A 16,528-nucleotide genomic window follows, 5' to 3' on the forward strand; every position below is an offset into this window, starting at 1 on the left:
GTCGGCAGAAGCAGTAGCCGGCAGGAGTAGCAGCGTGACCGCAGCCGCCCCGGCACGGAGTGACCGGGGCGGCTGCGGCGTTGGGGGCCGGAGCGTGTCGGCCCCTACTGCCAGGGCAGGTGCGTCCCCGGCTCAAGGCGGCCCATCTTGCGGTACTCACGCCGCGCCCCGGCCCGTACGTCCGCGCCGGACACCGGCCCGCCGTGTCCCGCAGCCTGGTAGGCGGCGGTCACCGCGGCCGACCGGATGGCTCCGCCGGACAGCTCGAACTCCTTGGCGCAGGCCGTGAGTTCCCCGTCCAGGTCCGGTGCGCAGGGCGTACCGGCCAGGCAGGTCCGCCACAGGGCGAGACGCTGCTCGACGTCAGGGAACGGGAAGTCGACCACCAGGTCGAGCCGACGGGTGAACGCGTCGTCGATGTTGGCCCGCAGGTTGGTGGTCAGCACGGCGATCCCGTCGAACGCCTCAAGGCGCTGCAGGAGATACGCGCTCTCCAGGTTGGCGTACCGGTCGTGCGAGCTCTTGACCTCCGAGCGCTTGCCGAAGACGGCGTCGGCCTCGTCGAAGAGCAGCACCGCGTCCGTGCGGTCCGCCTCCACGAAGATCCGCTCCAGGTTCTTCTCCGTCTCGCCGATGTACTTGTCGACGACCGCCGACAGGTCCACCACATAGAGGTCGAGGCCGAGTTCACCGGCGACGACCTCCGCCGACAGCGTCTTGCCGGTGCCGGAGTCCCCGGCGAACAGCGCGATGACGCCGCGCCCGCGCCCGCCGCCGGTGCGCAGCCGCCACTCGCCGAGCACCTTGTCGCGGTGCCTGGCGCGCAGCGTCAGCTCGTTGAGCAGGCCCAGCGGTTCGTCAGGGAGCACGAGGTCCGCGAAGCCGACCTCGGGCCGGATCCGCCGGGCGTGCTTGTCGAGCAGCGGCGCCGACTGCAGCCGGGCGCTGCGCTGCAGGTGCGCGACGGTCGGCGCGGTGCCGTCGAAGGCGGCCAGCTCGGCGGCGTCCCGCGCGGCGCGGCTGATCTGCGTCCCGCTGAGGCGGTAGGGCGCGACGGCCTCGCCGAGGTCGAAGTCGGGCTCGTGGGCGGGGATGTGCCGGGCGAGTTCGGTCTGCCACGTGGCGGGCGCGTCGATGCCGTCCTGCGGCGCGTCGAGCGCGAGCAGCCCGGCGTCCGGCGCCCATCCGGGGTCGTACGGCTCGCTGCCGAAGAACACCACCGGCACGTCGCCCGCCGTCAGGGACCGCATCAGGGGTCCGGGGGCGGCGGGCAGCGGTCCCACGACGAGCGCGGCCCGCCGCAGCCGTGCCTCGCGCAGGAGTGCGACGGCCGTCGCGGCGGCGCCGTCGCCCGCCGCCGCGGTGGGCCGGTGCCACAGAACGGGCCGTCCGGCCGCCCGCAGCGCGTCCGCCACCGGTCCTGCGGCGGTGCCCTCCCTGCGCTCGCGCAGATGGACGCTGAGCGGCCGCTCGGCGGCGAGGGCGGCGATGCGGATCGCCAGGGGGTGCGTGGGTCCGGTCTCTCCTGCGTCGAGCAACTCGACGTCGCCGTCGACGAGTTCCGGGTCCAGCGCGTCGTCCCCGAGCAGCTGTGCCACCACCCGCTCCGGTACGCGCAGCGCCCGGCCCGGCAGCGGCCGGTCCTCGTCCTCGACGACGATCAGGCCACCGGCCCGCAGCGGTGCGAGGGGGTGGAAGCGGTGGCGGGCGAGCGGATCGTGCGGTCCGGTGCCCGCGAGGTCAAGGGCCAGCGTGACCGTGGCGCGGCGGCGCCCGACGTCGTCGTTGAGGTAGCCGTACAGCGGCTCGAAGCGGCGGTCGACGTCGGGGGCGAGGGCGGCGAGCAGGATGCGCCGGTCGAGCACGCTCAGCCCGAACTGCCCGGCCAACTCGTCCAGCGGGTCGGGGGAGCCGTCCTGCGCCCCGCCCTCCGGGTGCGCCGCGGGCTCCGGCGAGGGCGCGGCCGGTGAGGGAGCGGTGGCCAGGCGGAGCGCCGTCTCGGGCGTCACGTACATGCCGCGGAGCGGGTCCGCGGCCGTCGGGTCGTCGGCGGCGCGCCGCTCGACGAGCTCCGCGACGCGGCCGCGCAGCGCATCGAGCCGCAGGGCCATCGCCTCGTGGGCGCTCACCTCGTGGGCGCTCACTGCGCTCCCGTCCCGTCGTCCCGTTGCTTGCGCAGCATGCGGGGCCGGGGTTCGCTCTGCTCTCCGTCGATGCTGCGGACGCCCACGACCGCGCCTTCCGTGACCGGCGGCGCCACGTCGTAGGTGGGCGACACCGGGAACGGCACGGTGATCACCACGTCCAGGGACGGCTTGAGTTCACCGCCGAGCGCCGACCAGATGTCGGCGATGGACCGGGACTCGGGCGGCGGCACCGCGACGGACAGCGGCAGCGTGGCCTGCAGCGCGGCGAGCGCGGCGGGCAGCCGGTCCGGCGGCAGCAGCTCGTGCGCGAGCAGCGTGCCGAGGGCCGCGGAGAGCAGCCTGTGCTCGTCCTCGGGGCGGTTGGTCCAGGCGGTGACCAGGTAGGAGAGCCGGAACCAGCGGGGCGGCTGCCGTCGGCGCAGCACGATGCCGTCCGGGCCCCGTTCCGCGTACGCGCCGCGCTCGCGGCGGGCCACGTCCTCGCGTATGTCGTACAGATAGGAGTTGAGCGTCGGAGCGTTGCGCCGCGCCGCCCAGTCGCGGGTCGGCGCCTCGAAGACGACCTCGCCGGTCCCCTCCGGGAGCGCCCCGCGCAGCAGCCCGCGCAGCGCCTCGTCTACTTCGTGGATCACGGCCGGGCTCCCCGCAGGGTCGATGGGAAGCAGTTCGGTCGCCGCATTAGATGTACCCCTCCCGCAGCGCGTACGCGACGGCATGCGCGCGGTTCTGCAGTTGCAGGCGCGTCATCAGCGCGTGCAGGACGTTCTTCACGGTGCGTTCGGAGTAGGCGAGTTTCTCCGATATCTGCTTGGTGTCGAGCCCCTCCGCGATCAGCCGTACCACGTCCACCTCGCGCGGCGCCATGCCCAGCGTCGGCACGAGGGTGCCTGCGCCGGACGGCGAGCCGTCGAGCGCCGAGAGCCGGAGGCGGCCCAGCTGCGTCATGAGCCGGTTGATGAGGTCGGGCGGCAGCTCGCCCTCGCCGCGCGCGGCGCTGTGCACGGCGCGCAGCAGCTTCTGCGGGGTGGCCTGGTGGCGCCAGAGGATGGCCCGCACGCCGTACTCGACGACCGCGAGCAGTTCCGGTTCGCGCAGCTCGGTGGCGATGAGTACGACGCGCTGTTCCGTGGACCGTGCCAGGCGGCGCAGTTCGCTGCCCGCCGGGTCGTCGAGCCGGTCCACGAGCATGACGGCGACGCGCTCCGTCGCGGTGGCGGGCGCCGCGCCGGGCGGCGGTGCGGGCGAGCCGTCTCCGGCGCGGTCCACCAGTTCCACGGTGGGCTGGTGTCGTAGGTGGCTGATGACCCCGGCCCGGCTGAGGGGGTCGGTGGCGTGTACGGCCACCGAGATACGTGTATCCGACACTGAAATTCCCTGTCTTCCCCCGAATAGCGACGGGCACAGGGTGCTCGGAAGCAATCAACAAATGATTGCCGATGAATCAACGGGACCGTTTACCGGTGCCGACGGGTGAGTGAAGACCGTCGTACGGGGGACTTGGAGTGCAGGGCGGGTGCAGCAGCGTTCCCCCCGGGGGGACTGCGCCGGCCCAGGTTTCCCTGGTTCGGCCATGAGCCGGGGAAGCCGCGCCCGCTTCACGGGGGCGAGAACACGCCGTGTGCGCAGACCTGCTCCGCCACGTCGCGGAGCTTGACGTTGTTCTCCTGTGAATAGCGGCGCAGCACGTCGAAGGCCTCGTCCTCCGTGAGGTGGTGTCTGCCCATCAGGATGCCCATGGCTTCGCCGATGGTGTGCCGGGTGCTCATGGCCCGCTCCAGCTGGGCGTGCGTGCGGGCGCTGGAGAAGGCGACGGCCGCGTGCGAGGCGAGGAGCACGCCGGCCGTCTCGTCGTCCTCGGTGAAGGCGCCGGGCTGACGCGAGTAGAGGTTCAGCGCGCCCAGGTCCTCGTCCTCGGTGAAGAGCAGGAAACCCATCATGCTGCCGACGCCCAGCGCACGCGCCTCGGAGGCGTACGCGGGCCAGCGCGGCTGCTCACGGGTGGCGTCCGAGATGCGGAAGACCCGCTCTCCGTTCACCTTGCGTGCGGCGTCGAAGCACGGCCCTTCCCCGTTGCGCGCCTGCAGCCGGTCGCTGTCGACGACCAGCCGGTCGGTGGGGGCGAGGGTCTCCACCTCCTTGCCGCGCAGGATGAGGATGCCCGCCGCGTCACAGCCCGCCACCAGCTCGGTGGCCGACGAGGTGATCCGCTCCAGCGTGGCGTCGACCGAGGTCTGCGCCAGCAGGTCCCGCGACATCGCCGCCATCTGCTTCCCGAACCGGACCCAGTCCACAACCGTTCTCCGTTCTCCCGACGCCTGAGCATCCCTCTCCTGCCCAGCTTTCCGCGCGAGCCTCGCGACCACGTGCGACCGGCCCGCTCCGTGCCTGGTCCGGGCCCGTTCGACGGGGCAAAATTCCCAAGTGTGTCCGAAGAGTTCGCTGTACGTTGTAGAGGCGCGCCGGAGACGGAGAGCGTTCCCGCGGAGGCTGTGCGCCGCGTCCGACAGTTGATCACGCAACCGCAGCTCAGGCTGTGTTTTGAGGCCGACCTGAAGTGTTTCTGACGATCAGTACCACCGGTACCCACGAACGCCCGGCCACCGACCTCGGATTCCTGCTGCACAAGCATCCCGGGAAGACGCAGGCGTTCTCCACCTCGTACGGCACGGCGCACGTCCTCTACCCCGAGGCCACCCCCGAGCGCTGCACCGCAGCGCTGCTCCTGGAGGTCGACCCCGTCGCGCTCGTGCGGCGCGGCAAGGGCAAGAACAAGGGGCGGGGCGGGGCCCCGGACGCGGCTCTCGCGCAGTACGTGAACGATCGGCCCTACGCCGCCTCGTCGCTGCTCGCCGTGGCGCTGAGCGCGGTGTTCTCCAGCGCGCTGCGCGGGGTGTGCGCCGCGCGTCCGGAGCGGGCCGCGCAGCCGCTGCCGCTGCGCGTCGAGGTGCCCGCGCTGCCCGCCCACGGCGGCGCCGACCTGGTGCGGGCGCTCTTCGAGCCGCTCGGCTGGACGGTGGCGGTGACGCCGGTGCCGCTGGACGTGCGGTTCCCCGAGTGGGGGGATTCGCGGTACGTACAGCTCGTACTCGAAGCGCCCGAAGGGACGTTGACGCTGGGCGAGGCGCTGCGGCACCTCTACGTGCTGCTGCCCGTCCTCGACGACGCCAAGCACTACTGGGTCTCGCCGGACGAGGTCGACAAGTTGCTGCGGGCCGGTGAGGGGTGGCTCGCGGACCACCCGGAGCAGGAGCTCATCACCAGCCGCTATCTGGCGCGGCGCGGGTCCCTGACCCGGGAGGCCAAGGAGCGGCTCGAACTGGTGCGGCTCGCCGACGCGGACGACACAGACGTCGAGGAGATCGACAACGCCGTCGACGAAGGGACCGACACCGAAGAGCAGCCGGTACCGCTCGCCGAGCGGCGCCGCGACGCGATCCTCGCCGCGCTCACCGAGGCCGGAGCCTGCCGGGTGCTCGACCTGGGCTGCGGCCAGGGCCAGTTGGTGCAGGCGCTGCTCAAGGACGTGCGGTTCACCGAGATCGTCGGCGTCGACGTGTCCATGCGCGCGCTGACCGTCGCCTCGCGGCGGCTGAACCTCGACCGCATGGGCGAGCGCCAGGCCGGGCGCGTCACGCTGATGCAGGGCTCGCTCGCGTACACCGACAAGCGGCTCAAGGGGTACGACGCGGCGGTGCTCAGCGAGGTCGTCGAGCACCTCGACCTGGCGCGCCTGCCCGCCCTTGAGTACGCGGTGTTCGGCTCCGCGCGGCCCCGCACGGTCCTCGTGACGACGCCGAACGTCGAGTACAACGTCCGCTGGGAGTCGCTGCCCGCGGGCCACGTCCGCCACAGCGACCACCGCTTCGAGTGGACCCGCGAGGAGTTCCGCACCTGGGCCCACGAGGTGGCGGAACGGCACGGGTACGGGGTGGAGTTCGTCCCGGTGGGCGACGAGGACCCCGAGGTGGGACCGCCCACACAGATGGCCGTGTTCACGCAGGCCGACAAGCACGCCCGGACCGACAAGCACGCCCGGACCACCAAGAAGGAGGAGCAGGCCGCATGACGAACGACACCGGCACCACCGATGCCGCACGGACCCTCGCCGTCACCGACCTCTCCCTCGTCGTCCTCGTCGGCGCCACCGGCTCCGGCAAGTCCACGTTCGCGCGCAGGCACTTCAAGGACACCGAGGTCATATCCAGCGACTTCTGCCGCGGACTCGTCGCCGACGACGAGAACGACCAGAGCGCGAGCCGCGACGCCTTCGACGTCCTGAACTACATCGCGGGCAAGCGCCTGGCCGCGGGCCGCCGCACCGTCATCGACGCGACCAGCGTGCAGAGCGACAGCCGCAAGCAGCTGATCGAGCTGGCCAGGCAGTACGACGTGCTGCCCATCGCCATCGTGCTCGACGTGCCCGAGGAGGTCTGCGCCGCGCGCAACGCCGCGCGCCCGGACCGCGCGGGCGTGCCGCGCCGCGTCATCCAGCGCCACCAGCGCGAACTGCGGCGCTCCCTGCGGCACCTGGAGCGCGAGGGCTTCAGGAAGGTGCACGTCCTGCGCGGAGTGGCGGAGATCGAGGCCGCCACCATCGCCACGGAGAAGCGCTACAACGACCTCACCCACCTCACAGGCCCCTTCGACATCTTCGGCGACATCCACGGCTGCGCCGCCGAGCTGGAGACCCTGCTCGGCAAGCTCGGTTACGTCGACGGCGTCCACCCGGAGGGCCGCACGGCCGTGTTCGTCGGCGACCTCGTCGACCGCGGCCCGGACACGCCGGGCGTCCTGCGGCGCGTGATGTCGATGGTCGCGGGCGGCACCGCCCTGTGCGTGCCCGGCAACCACGAGAACAAGCTCGGCCGCCACCTCAAGGGCCGGGGCGTCCAGCACACCCACGGACTCGCCGAGACGATCGCGCAGTTGTCCGAGGAGAGCGAGGAGTTCCGCACGCAGGTGCGGGAGTTCGTCGACGGCCTCGTCTCGCACTACGTACTGGACGAGGGCCGCCTCGTCGTCTGCCACGCCGGGCTGCCCGAGAAGTACCACGGCCGCACCTCCGGCCGGGTGCGCTCGCACGCCCTGTACGGCGACACCACGGGCGAGACCGACGAGTTCGGCCTGCCGGTGCGCTACCCCTGGGCCGAGGAGTACCGGGGCAGGGCCGCGGTCGTCTACGGCCACACCCCGGTGCCCACCGCGACCTGGCTCAACAACACCATCTGCCTGGACACCGGTGTTGTCTTCGGCGGCATGCTGACCGCGCTGCGCTGGCCGGAGCGCGAGCTCGTCGACGTACCGGCGGAACGCGTCTGGTACGAACCGTCCAGGCCGCTGCGGACCGAGGCACCGGGCGGCCACGACGGGCGGCCGCTCGACCTGAACGACGTGCACGGCCGCCGCGTGGTGGAGACGCTTCCCCTAACTCTCAACTCCGTTCGAGCAGGGGAGACCCCAATCGCGGGCCGCGTCGCCGTGCGCGAGGAGAACGCGGCCGCGGCCCTGGAGGTCATGAGCCGCTTCGCCGTCGACCCGCGCCTGCTGCCGTACCTGCCGCCGACGATGGCGCCGACGGCCACCTCCCGGCGCGAGGGCTACCTGGAACACCCCGAGGAGGCCTTCGCCGCGTACGCGGAGGACGGCGTCGCCCGTGTCGTGTGCGAGGAGAAGCACATGGGCTCGCGCGCGGTGGTCCTGGTCTGCCGCGACGCGGACACGGCCCGCGAGCGGTTCGGCGTGGAGGGCCCCACCGGTTCCCTCTGCACCCGCACCGGACGCCCCTTCTTCGACGACCCCGCCGTCACCGAGCAGATCCTCGGCCGGGTGCGCGGCGCCGTCACCGAGGCGGGCCTGTGGGAGGAGCTGGCCACGGACTGGCTGCTGCTCGACGCGGAGCTGATGCCGTGGTCGCTGAAGGCGTCCGGGCTGCTCCGCACGCAGTACGCCGCCGTGGGCGCCGCCTCAGGCGCCGTCTTCCCCGGCGCGATCGAGGCCCTGGAGGCGGCGACGGCACGGGGAGTCGACGCGGGCGAGCTCCTGGACCGGCAGCGGGAACGCGCCGCGGACGCCGCCGCGTTCACCGACGCCTACCGCCGCTACTGCTGGCCGACCGAGGGCCTGGAGGGCGTGCGCCTCGCGCCGTTCCAGATCCTGGCCGTCCAGGGCCGCAGCCTCGCCGCGCTCCCGCACGACGAGCAGCTCGCCCTGATCGACCGCATGGTGGAGCACGACAGCAGCCAGGGCTCCGACCTGCTGCAGACCACCCGCCGCCTCTATGTCGACACGGGCGACGCGGAGTCGGTCCGTGCGGGCGTCGACTGGTGGCTGGAGATGACCAGCCGCGGCGGCGAGGGCATGGTCGTCAAGCCGGTCGAGGCACTGGTCAGGAACGCGAAGGGCAGGCTCGTCCAGCCCGGCATCAAGTGCCGCGGCCGCGAGTACCTGCGGATCGTCTACGGCCCGGAGTACACCCGCCCGGAGAACCTGGCGAAGCTGCGCGACCGCTTCCTCGGTCACAAGCGCTCCCTCGCCACCCGTGAGTACGCGCTCGGCCTGGAGGCCCTGGACCGCCTCGCCGACGGCGAGCCGCTGTGGCGGGTGCACGAGGCGGTGTTCGCGGTGCTCGCCCTGGAGTCGGAGCCGGTGGACCCCCGGCTTTAGCCAACGGTGCGCGTCGGCCGTCCGGCCGGGGAAAGATGGACCCCATGGGATTCCATGTCGACTCCGAGGCCGGGCGGCTGCGCCGCGTCATACTGCACCGCCCCGATCTGGAGCTCAAGCGGCTGACTCCGAGCAATAAGGACGCCCTCCTCTTCGACGACGTCCTGTGGGTGCGCAGGGCCCGCCAGGAGCACGACGGGTTCGCGGACGTGCTGCGCGACCGGGGGGTGGCGGTCCATCTCTTCGGCGACCTGCTGACCGAGACCCTGGACGTGCCCGCGGCCCGCCTCCTCGTCCTGGACCGGGTCTTCGACGAGAAGGAGTACGGGCCGCTCGCCACCGACCACTTGAGGGCCGCGTTCGAGACCATGCCGTCGGCCGAGCTCGCCGAGGCGCTGATCGGCGGGATGACGAAGCGGGAATTCCTGGAGCGCCACGCCGAGCCGACGTCCGTGCGCTTCCACTGCATGGACCTGGACGACTTCCTGCTCGGTCCGCTGCCCAACCACCTCTTCACCCGCGACACCTCCGCCTGGATCTACGACGGCGTCTCGATCAACGCGATGCGCTGGCCCGCCCGGCAGCGCGAGACCGTGCACTTCGAGGCGATCTACCGGCACCATCCACTCTTCCGCGCCGAGGACTTCAACATCTGGTCGCGGGGCCAGGCGGACTACCCCTCGACCATCGAGGGTGGCGACGTCCTGGTGATCGGCAAGGGGGCGGTGCTCATCGGCATGAGCGAGCGCACCACGCCGCAGGCCGTCGAGATGCTCGCGCACAAGCTGTTCGCGGCGGGCTCGGCGCAGACGATCGTGGCCCTCGACATGCCGAAGCGGCGCGCGTTCATGCACCTCGACACGGTGATGACGATGGTCGACGGCGACACCTTCACGCAGTACGCGGGCCTCGGCATGCTCCGCTCGTACACCATCGAGCCGGGCGTGGGGGAGCGCGAGCTGAAGGTCACCGACCATCCGCCCGAGCACATGCACCGCGCCATCGCCGCCGCGCTCGGCCTCGACGCCATCCGGGTCCTCACGGCCACGCAGGACGTGCACGCGGCCGAGCGCGAGCAGTGGGACGACGGCTGCAACGTCCTCGCGGTGGAGCCCGGCGTCGTCGTCGCGTACGAGAGGAACTCGACGACCAACACGCACCTGCGCAAGCAGGGCATCGAGGTGATCGAGATCCTGGGGAGCGAGTTGGGGCGCGGCCGGGGCGGGCCGCGGTGCATGAGCTGTCCGGTGCAGCGCGACGCCGTGCCCGGGATGTAGGCCCTGGCGGGGGGCTCTGTATATAAATGTGGCGCGTCGTATATAGTTTCAATGTCAACGTGCCCCGTACTCCCTATCCCGCACTCCTGGAGCGCCTCATGGCCACAGATCTCACCGGCCGCCACTTCCTCAAGGAGCTGGACTTCACCGCCGACGAGTTCCGCGGCCTGATCGAGCTGGCCGCGGAGCTGAAGGCGGCCAAGAAGGCCGGGGCCGAGGTGCCGCGGCTGCGGGGCAGGAACATTGCGCTGATCTTCGAGAAGAGCTCGACGCGGACGCGCTGCGCCTTCGAGGTGGCCGCCGCCGACCAGGGGGCCTCGACGACGTACATCGACCCCTCCGGCTCGCACATCGGCAAGAAGGAGTCGTCGAAGGACACCGCCCGGGTGCTCGGCCGGATGTTCGACGGCATCGAGTTCCGCGGGGACTCGCAGGACACCGTCGAGACGCTCGCCGCCCACGCGGGCGTGCCCGTCTTCAACGGCCTGACCGACGACTGGCACCCCACCCAGATGCTCGCCGACATGCTCACGATGACCGAGCACAGCGCCAAGCCCCTCACCGACATCGCCTTCGCCTACCTCGGCGACGCCCGCTTCAACATGGGCAACTCGTACCTGGTCACCGGCGCCCTGCTCGGCATGGACGTGCGCATCGTCGCGCCCGAGGCCTACTGGCCCGCCCCGGAGATCGTCGCGCGGGCCCGCGAGCTCGCCGAGGCCAGCGGCGCCCGCCTGACGCTCACCGAGGACATCGCGGAGGGCGTCGGGGGCGCGGACTTCGTCGGCACCGACGTGTGGGTGTCGATGGGGGAGCCGCAGGAGGTGTGGGCGGAGCGCATAGCGGCCCTCGTGCCCTACGCGGTGACGATGGACGTCCTGCGCGCCACGGGCAACGCCGACGTAAAGTTCATGCACTGCCTGCCCGCCTTCCACGACCTCGGCACCAAGGTCGGACGCGAGGTCCACGAGACGTACGGACTGGAGTCGCTGGAGGTCACCGACGAGGTCTTCGAGTCGGCGCACTCCGTGGTCTTCGACGAGGCCGAGAACCGTATGCACACGATCAAGGCGGTCCTGGTGGCGACCCTCGCCTGACCTCCCCCCTCAAGGAACACGCACCGCCTGCACCACCTGCACCGCCTGCACCACGCACCACCAGAAACGAGAACCACCCCATGAGCCCCACGCGTACCAACGGGCTTCGCATCAAGTCACCCGAGCAGCTCGTCGCCGAATCGGGCGCGGACCTCGAAGGCCACGGCCTGAGGCGCACCATGGGGCTCTTCCAGCTCGTGTGTTTCGGTGTCGGCGCGATCGTCGGCACCGGCATCTTCGTCGGCCTCTCCGACTCCGTCGCAGAGGCGGGCCCCGCCGTCGCCATCTCCTATGTCCTCGCGGCGGTGACCTGCATCTTCACCGCGTTCTCGTTCGCCGAGCTGGGCGGTGCGATCCCGGTCTCCGGCAGCTCGTACTCCTTCGCGTACGCCTCCCTCGGCGAGCGCACGGCGTTCCTCGTGGGCTGGTGTCTGCTCCTTGAGTACGGCGTCTCGGTCTCCGCGGTCGCGGTCGGCTGGAGCCAGTACCTGAACGAGCTGCTGCACAGCCTCACCGGCTGGGAGCTGCCCGCCGCGCTGTCCGCGGGGCCCGGCGAGGGCGGTGTGGTGAACCTGCCCGCCGTGGTCGTCATCCTGCTGGCCGCCGTGCTCCTGGTGCGCGGCATCCGGGAGAGCGCGGGCGCGACGGCCGCCATGGCGGTACTGAAGATCGGCATCCTGCTGCTCTTCCTGGCCGTCGCCTTCACCGCGTTCGAGGACGGCAACCTCACGCCCTTCGCGGGCGCGGGCGTCTCCGGCATCACCGCTGGGGCCTCGCTCGCCTTCTTCTCCTTCATCGGCTTCGACGCCGTCACCACGGCGGGCGAAGAGGTGAAGAACCCGCGGCGCAACATCCCGCTCGCCATCCTGATCTGCATCGGCGTCGTCACCCTGCTCTACGTCGCCGTGGCGCTCGCGGCAATCGGCGCGCTCGGCCCGGACGCCGTCGCCGACAAGCCCGCCGCGCTCTCCCTCGTCGTGAACCAGGTCACCGACTCGACCGTCGGCGGCGGCATCATCGCCTTCGGCGCGGTCGTCGCCATCGCCTCCGTGGTGCTCGCCGTGATGTACGGCCAGACCCGCATCCTGATGTCGATGTCCCGCGACGGCCTGATGCCGCGCGTCTTCGAACGCGTCTCGCCGCGGACCAGGACCCCCGTCGCCAACACCTGGATCGTCGCGGCGGTCGTCGCCGTGCCCGCCGCCTTCTCCTCGCTGGACGTGGTCGTCAGCCTGACCACCATCGGCACCCTGGCGATCATGGTCGCGGTGAATGTCGCGGTGATCGCGCTCCGTCGCTCCGCACCTGACCTGCGGCGCACCTTCCGGGTGCCGCTCTATCCGGTCAGCCCGGTCCTCGGCGTCGGCTTCTGCCTCTATCTGATCTGGGGCACGGGCTGGACGACGTGGCTGCAGTTCGCCGTGTTCCTCGTGGTGGGCTCGGTGGTCTACGCGCTGTACGGCCGCGGCCACTCGCGGCTCGGCCGGGGCCCCGTCAGTACTGGTCCCGTCAGCACTGGTGCGGGGACCTCGCGGGAAGCGTGAACCAGACGGCCTTGCCGGACGCGGTGGTGCGGTGGCCGCAGGACGAGCTGAGGGTGCGGATCAGGAGCAGGCCGCGCCCGTGCTCCTGCCAGGGGTCCGGCTCGCCGTGCGGGCCCGGGCCCGTGAGGTCGCCGGGCGGCAGCGGATTGGAGTCGTGCACCTCGACCTGACAGCCGGTGGGCAGCAGCTCGATCACCAGCTCTATGGGGTCCTGCCCCTCGGTGTGTTCGACGGCGTTGGCGACCAGCTCCGCGGTGAGGAGCTCGGCGGTGTCGGTGTCGGCGGACGACTCGATGTCGGTCAGCGCCGTACGGACCAGGGCGCGTGCGACGGGCACGGCTGCCGTGGTGTGCGGCAGCGCGATGCGCCAGGAGGCGGGGGAGGAAGGCTCGTGCAAGGCGGGTCCGTTCAGGGCAAGCAGGTGGCGGTCCTGCTTTCAACCGTACGAATCTTAAGCGCTATGTCGACAGGGGCGACGGTCGGGCATTTCCGGGACGTCCGGCCCTGTGGTGTCCCAGGTGACAAGACGTGTATTTCGGGATTTCCGTTCCCGTATGAGGCGGAAGAGAGCTGGCTTATCGCGCACTCATGACGACAGTCACAGAACGGTGATAACTTCGAGAGGTAGCCAGTCGTCACCTCAGGCCGAGGAGGCCGCACCTGATGAGTCCCTTCACCGGCTCCGCGACCCGCACTCCCGACTGGCGGCACCTGCGCCTCGTCGTCGACGAAGGGGTCGCCACGGTCACCCTCGCCCGCCCCGACAAGCTCAACGCGCTCACCTTCGGTGCCTACGCCGACCTGCGCGACCTGCTCGCCGAGCTCTCCCGCGACAAGTCCGTGCGCGCCCTCGTGCTCGGCGGCGAGGGCCGCGGCTTCTGCTCGGGCGGCGACGTCGACGAGATCATCGGCGCCACGCTCGCCATGGACACCGCCCAGCTCCTCGACTTCAACCGCATGACGGGCCAGGTCGTGCGCGCCATCAGGGAGTGCCCCTTCCCGGTGGTCGTCGCCGTGCACGGGGTGGCGGCGGGCGCCGGCGCGGTGCTCGCCCTCGCCGCGGACTTCCGCGTCGCCGACCCCTCCGCGCGGTTCTCCTTCCTCTTCACCCGGGTCGGCCTCTCCGGCGGCGACATGGGCGCCGCCTACCTCCTGCCGCGCGTCGTCGGACTCGGCCACGCCACCCGGCTGCTGATGCTCGGCGAACCGGTGCGCGCCCCCGAGGCCGAACGGATCGGGCTGATCAGCGAGCTGACGGAGGAGGGCAGGGCCGCGGAGGCCGCGCAGGACCTGGCCCGCCGCCTCGCCGAAGGACCTGCCCTCGCGTACGCGCAGACCAAGGCGCTCCTCACGGCGGAGCTCGACATGCCGCTCGCCGCCTCCATCGAGCTGGACGCCTCGACGCAGGCCCTGCTGATGAACGGCGAGGACTACGCCGAGTTCCACGCGGCCTTCACGGAGAAGCGCCCGCCGAAGTGGCAGGGGCGGTGACCGTGGGAACCTCCGTCGCACCCTCCGCCGCGGGGCGGGCCCACCGGATCGCCGTCATCGGCGGCGGCCCGGCCGGTCTCTACGCCGCCGCGCTGCTCAAGCGCCTCGACCCGACCCGCGAGGTCACCGTCTGGGAGCGCAACGCGCCCGACGACACCTTCGGCTTCGGCGTCGTCCTCTCCGACGAGACCCTGGGCGGCATCGAGCACGCCGACCCCGCCGTCTACGCCGCGCTCCAGGCGGAGTTCGTGCGCTGGGACGACATCGACATCGTGCACCGGGACCGGCGCCACACCTCCGGCGGCCACGGCTTCGCCGCGCTCGGCAGGCGCAGGCTCCTGGAGATCCTGCACGACCGCTGCCGGGACCTCGGCGTCGAGCTCCGCTTCCGCACGGAGGCGCCGCCCGCCGCCGCGCTCTCCGTGGAGTACGACCTGGTCGTCGCCGCGGACGGCGTGCACAGCCTCACCCGCGAGGCGCGGGCCGACGTCTTCGGGCCGAGCCTGACGACCCACCACTGCCGCTACATCTGGCTCGCCGCGGACTTCGCCTTCGACGCGTTCCGCTTCGAGATCGCCGAGACCGAGCACGGCGTGATGCAGCTGCACGGCTATCCGTTCTCGCCGCACGAGTCCACCGTCATCGTCGAGATGCGCGAGGAGGTGTGGGAGGCCGCGGGCTTCGCGGAGCTCGACGAGCGCGAGTCCACCGAACGCTGCGCCAAGATCTTCGCGGACGCACTCGGCGGCCGCCCCCTGCGCGGCAACAAGTCCGCCTGGATCAACTTCCGCACGGTCACCAACTCCCGCTGGTCGAGCGGGAACACGGTCCTGCTCGGCGACGCGGCGCACACCGCGCACTTCTCCATCGGCTCGGGCACGAAGCTCGCCGTCGAGGACGCCCTCGCGCTCGCCGCCTGCCTGGAGGAACAGCCCGACATCCCGGCCGCCCTCCAGGCGTACGAGACCGAGCGCCGCCCCGTCGTCGCCTCCACGCAGCGCGCCGCCCGCGCCAGCCTGGAGTGGTTCGAGCGGCTGCCCGACTACCTGGACCAGCCGCCCCGCCAGTTCGCCTTCAACCTCCTCACCCGCAGCCGCCGCGTCACCCACGACAACCTCCGGCTGCGCGACGCGGACTTCACCCGCTCCGTCGAGCGGGACTTCGGCTGCCCGGACGGCACCCCGCCGATGTTCACGCCCTTCCGGCTCCGAGACTTGACCCTGCGCAACCGTGTCGTCGTCTCGCCGATGGACATGTACTCCGCCGTGGACGGCGTCCCCGGCGACTTCCACCTGGTCCACCTGGGCGCGCGGGCGCTGGGCGGCGCGGGCCTCGTCATGACCGAGATGGTGTGCGTCAGCGAGCGCGGCCGCATCACACCGGGCTGCGCCGGGCTCTACACCGACGAGCAGGCCGAAGCCTGGCGCCGCGTCACCGACTTCGTGCACGCGCAGGCGCCCGGCACGGCGATCGGCCTCCAGCTCGGCCACTCCGGCCGCAAGGGCTCCACCAAGCTGATGTGGGAGGGCATCGACGAGCCGCTGCCCGAAGGCAACTGGCCGCTCGACGCCGCCTCACCGCTGCCGTACCGGCCGGACAGCCAGACCCCGCGCGAACTCTCCCGCGCGGGCCTCAGCGAGATCCGCGAACAGTTCGTCGATGCGGCCCGCCGCGCCGACCGCGCGGGCTTCGACCTCCTCGAACTCCACTGCGCCCACGGCTATCTGCTCTCCGGCTTCCTCTCCCCGCTCACGAACCACCGCACGGATGCCTACGGAGGGGACCTCTCGGGCCGCCTCCGCTTCCCCCTGGAAGTCTTCGACGCGGTGCGGGAGGTGTGGCCCGAAGGCAGGCCCATGACGGTCCGCATCTCCGCCACCGACTGGGCCGACGGCGGCACCACCGCGGAGGACGCCGTCGAGATCGCCCGCGCGTTCGCCGCCCACGGCGCCGACGCGATCGACGTCTCGACCGGCCAGGTCGTCTCCGACGAGCGCCCCGCGTACGGCCGCTCCTACCAGACGCCGTACGCCGACCGGATCCGCAGCCTGACCGGCATCCCGGTGATCGCCGTCGGCGCCGTCTCCTCCTGGGACGACGTCAACTCCCTGCTCCTGGCGGGCCGCACGGACCTCTGCGCCCTGGCCCGCCCCCACCTTTACGACCCCCACTGGACCCTGCACGCCGCGGCCGAACAGGAGTACGCGGGACCGGGCGCGACCTGGCCCGCCCAGTACCGCGCGGGCAGCCGCAGGCCCCAGACCGGCCGCACGGACGCCCCCAAGCAGAGGCTGAAACTGGGCGACTGA

At 72.0% G+C, this 16,528-nt stretch carries 12 protein-coding genes; 7 read left to right on the top strand and 5 right to left on the bottom strand.

The genetic code is table 11. The features are described from left to right. Positions 1 to 104: 104 nt before the first annotated feature. The 4 genes from AC068B_RS10825 to AC068B_RS10840 all read right to left on the bottom strand — a co-directional run bounded on the left by AC068B_RS10825 (position 105) and on the right by AC068B_RS10840 (position 4,438). The gene (locus tag AC068B_RS10825; protein WP_478671263.1) at positions 105 to 2,111 is read right to left on the bottom strand and encodes an ATP-binding protein; all 2,007 of its coding nucleotides are present in this window, start codon (positions 2,109 to 2,111) and stop codon (positions 105 to 107) included. A gap of 29 nt (positions 2,112 to 2,140) precedes the next feature. Then, positions 2,141 to 2,779 (bottom strand): Pvc16 family protein, encoded by a 639-nt coding sequence (locus tag AC068B_RS10830; protein ID WP_478670598.1) that lies wholly within the window; start codon positions 2,777 to 2,779, stop codon positions 2,141 to 2,143. A gap of 46 nt (positions 2,780 to 2,825) precedes the next feature. Then, positions 2,826 to 3,512 (bottom strand): response regulator transcription factor, encoded by a 687-nt coding sequence (locus tag AC068B_RS10835; RefSeq protein ID WP_478670600.1) that lies wholly within the window; start codon positions 3,510 to 3,512, stop codon positions 2,826 to 2,828. A gap of 230 nt (positions 3,513 to 3,742) precedes the next feature. Further along, positions 3,743 to 4,438: a GAF and ANTAR domain-containing protein gene (locus AC068B_RS10840; RefSeq protein WP_478670602.1), complete on the bottom strand. Its 696-nt coding sequence runs from the start codon at positions 4,436 to 4,438 to the stop codon at positions 3,743 to 3,745. A 263-nt stretch (positions 4,439 to 4,701) separates the two neighbouring features. Between AC068B_RS10840 and AC068B_RS10845 the strand changes: the two genes are divergently transcribed. The 5 genes from AC068B_RS10845 to AC068B_RS10865 all read left to right on the top strand — a co-directional run bounded on the left by AC068B_RS10845 (position 4,702) and on the right by AC068B_RS10865 (position 12,728). Continuing rightward, positions 4,702 to 6,213, top strand: a complete 1,512-nt coding sequence (locus tag AC068B_RS10845; RefSeq protein WP_478670604.1) for a 3' terminal RNA ribose 2'-O-methyltransferase Hen1 — start codon at positions 4,702 to 4,704, stop codon at positions 6,211 to 6,213. Then, positions 6,210 to 8,810, top strand: a complete 2,601-nt coding sequence (locus AC068B_RS10850) for a polynucleotide kinase-phosphatase (protein WP_478670606.1) — start codon at positions 6,210 to 6,212, stop codon at positions 8,808 to 8,810. The genes AC068B_RS10845 and AC068B_RS10850 overlap by 4 nt, the downstream gene beginning before the upstream one ends. 44 nt (positions 8,811 to 8,854) lie before the next feature. After that, positions 8,855 to 10,087, top strand: coding sequence for an arginine deiminase (locus AC068B_RS10855; protein ID WP_468567384.1), 1,233 nt, complete (start codon positions 8,855 to 8,857; stop codon positions 10,085 to 10,087). 98 nt (positions 10,088 to 10,185) lie between these two features. Beyond that, positions 10,186 to 11,184 (top strand): ornithine carbamoyltransferase, encoded by a 999-nt coding sequence (gene argF, locus AC068B_RS10860; RefSeq protein WP_478670608.1) that lies wholly within the window; start codon positions 10,186 to 10,188, stop codon positions 11,182 to 11,184. Between the two features lie 80 nt (positions 11,185 to 11,264). Further along, positions 11,265 to 12,728 (top strand): amino acid permease, encoded by a 1,464-nt coding sequence (locus tag AC068B_RS10865; protein ID WP_478670610.1) that lies wholly within the window; start codon positions 11,265 to 11,267, stop codon positions 12,726 to 12,728. Here AC068B_RS10865 and AC068B_RS10870 read toward each other — a convergent pair. Further along, positions 12,694 to 13,125 (bottom strand): ATP-binding protein, encoded by a 432-nt coding sequence (locus tag AC068B_RS10870; protein WP_356249673.1) that lies wholly within the window; start codon positions 13,123 to 13,125, stop codon positions 12,694 to 12,696. The two genes, AC068B_RS10865 and AC068B_RS10870, sit on opposite strands and share 35 nt — an antisense overlap. A gap of 266 nt (positions 13,126 to 13,391) precedes the next feature. On the opposite strand from AC068B_RS10870, the gene AC068B_RS10875 reads away from it, so the two are divergent. Both AC068B_RS10875 and AC068B_RS10880 read left to right on the top strand, forming a co-directional pair. After that, positions 13,392 to 14,219, top strand: a complete 828-nt coding sequence (locus AC068B_RS10875) for an enoyl-CoA hydratase family protein (protein ID WP_478670612.1) — start codon at positions 13,392 to 13,394, stop codon at positions 14,217 to 14,219. Next, a complete protein-coding gene (locus AC068B_RS10880; RefSeq protein ID WP_478670614.1) occupies positions 14,204 to 16,528 on the top strand; it encodes a bifunctional salicylyl-CoA 5-hydroxylase/oxidoreductase in 2,325 nt (774 codons plus the stop codon). The genes AC068B_RS10875 and AC068B_RS10880 overlap by 16 nt, the downstream gene beginning before the upstream one ends.

Source organism: Streptomyces sp. NPDC042371 (genome assembly GCF_056437465.1).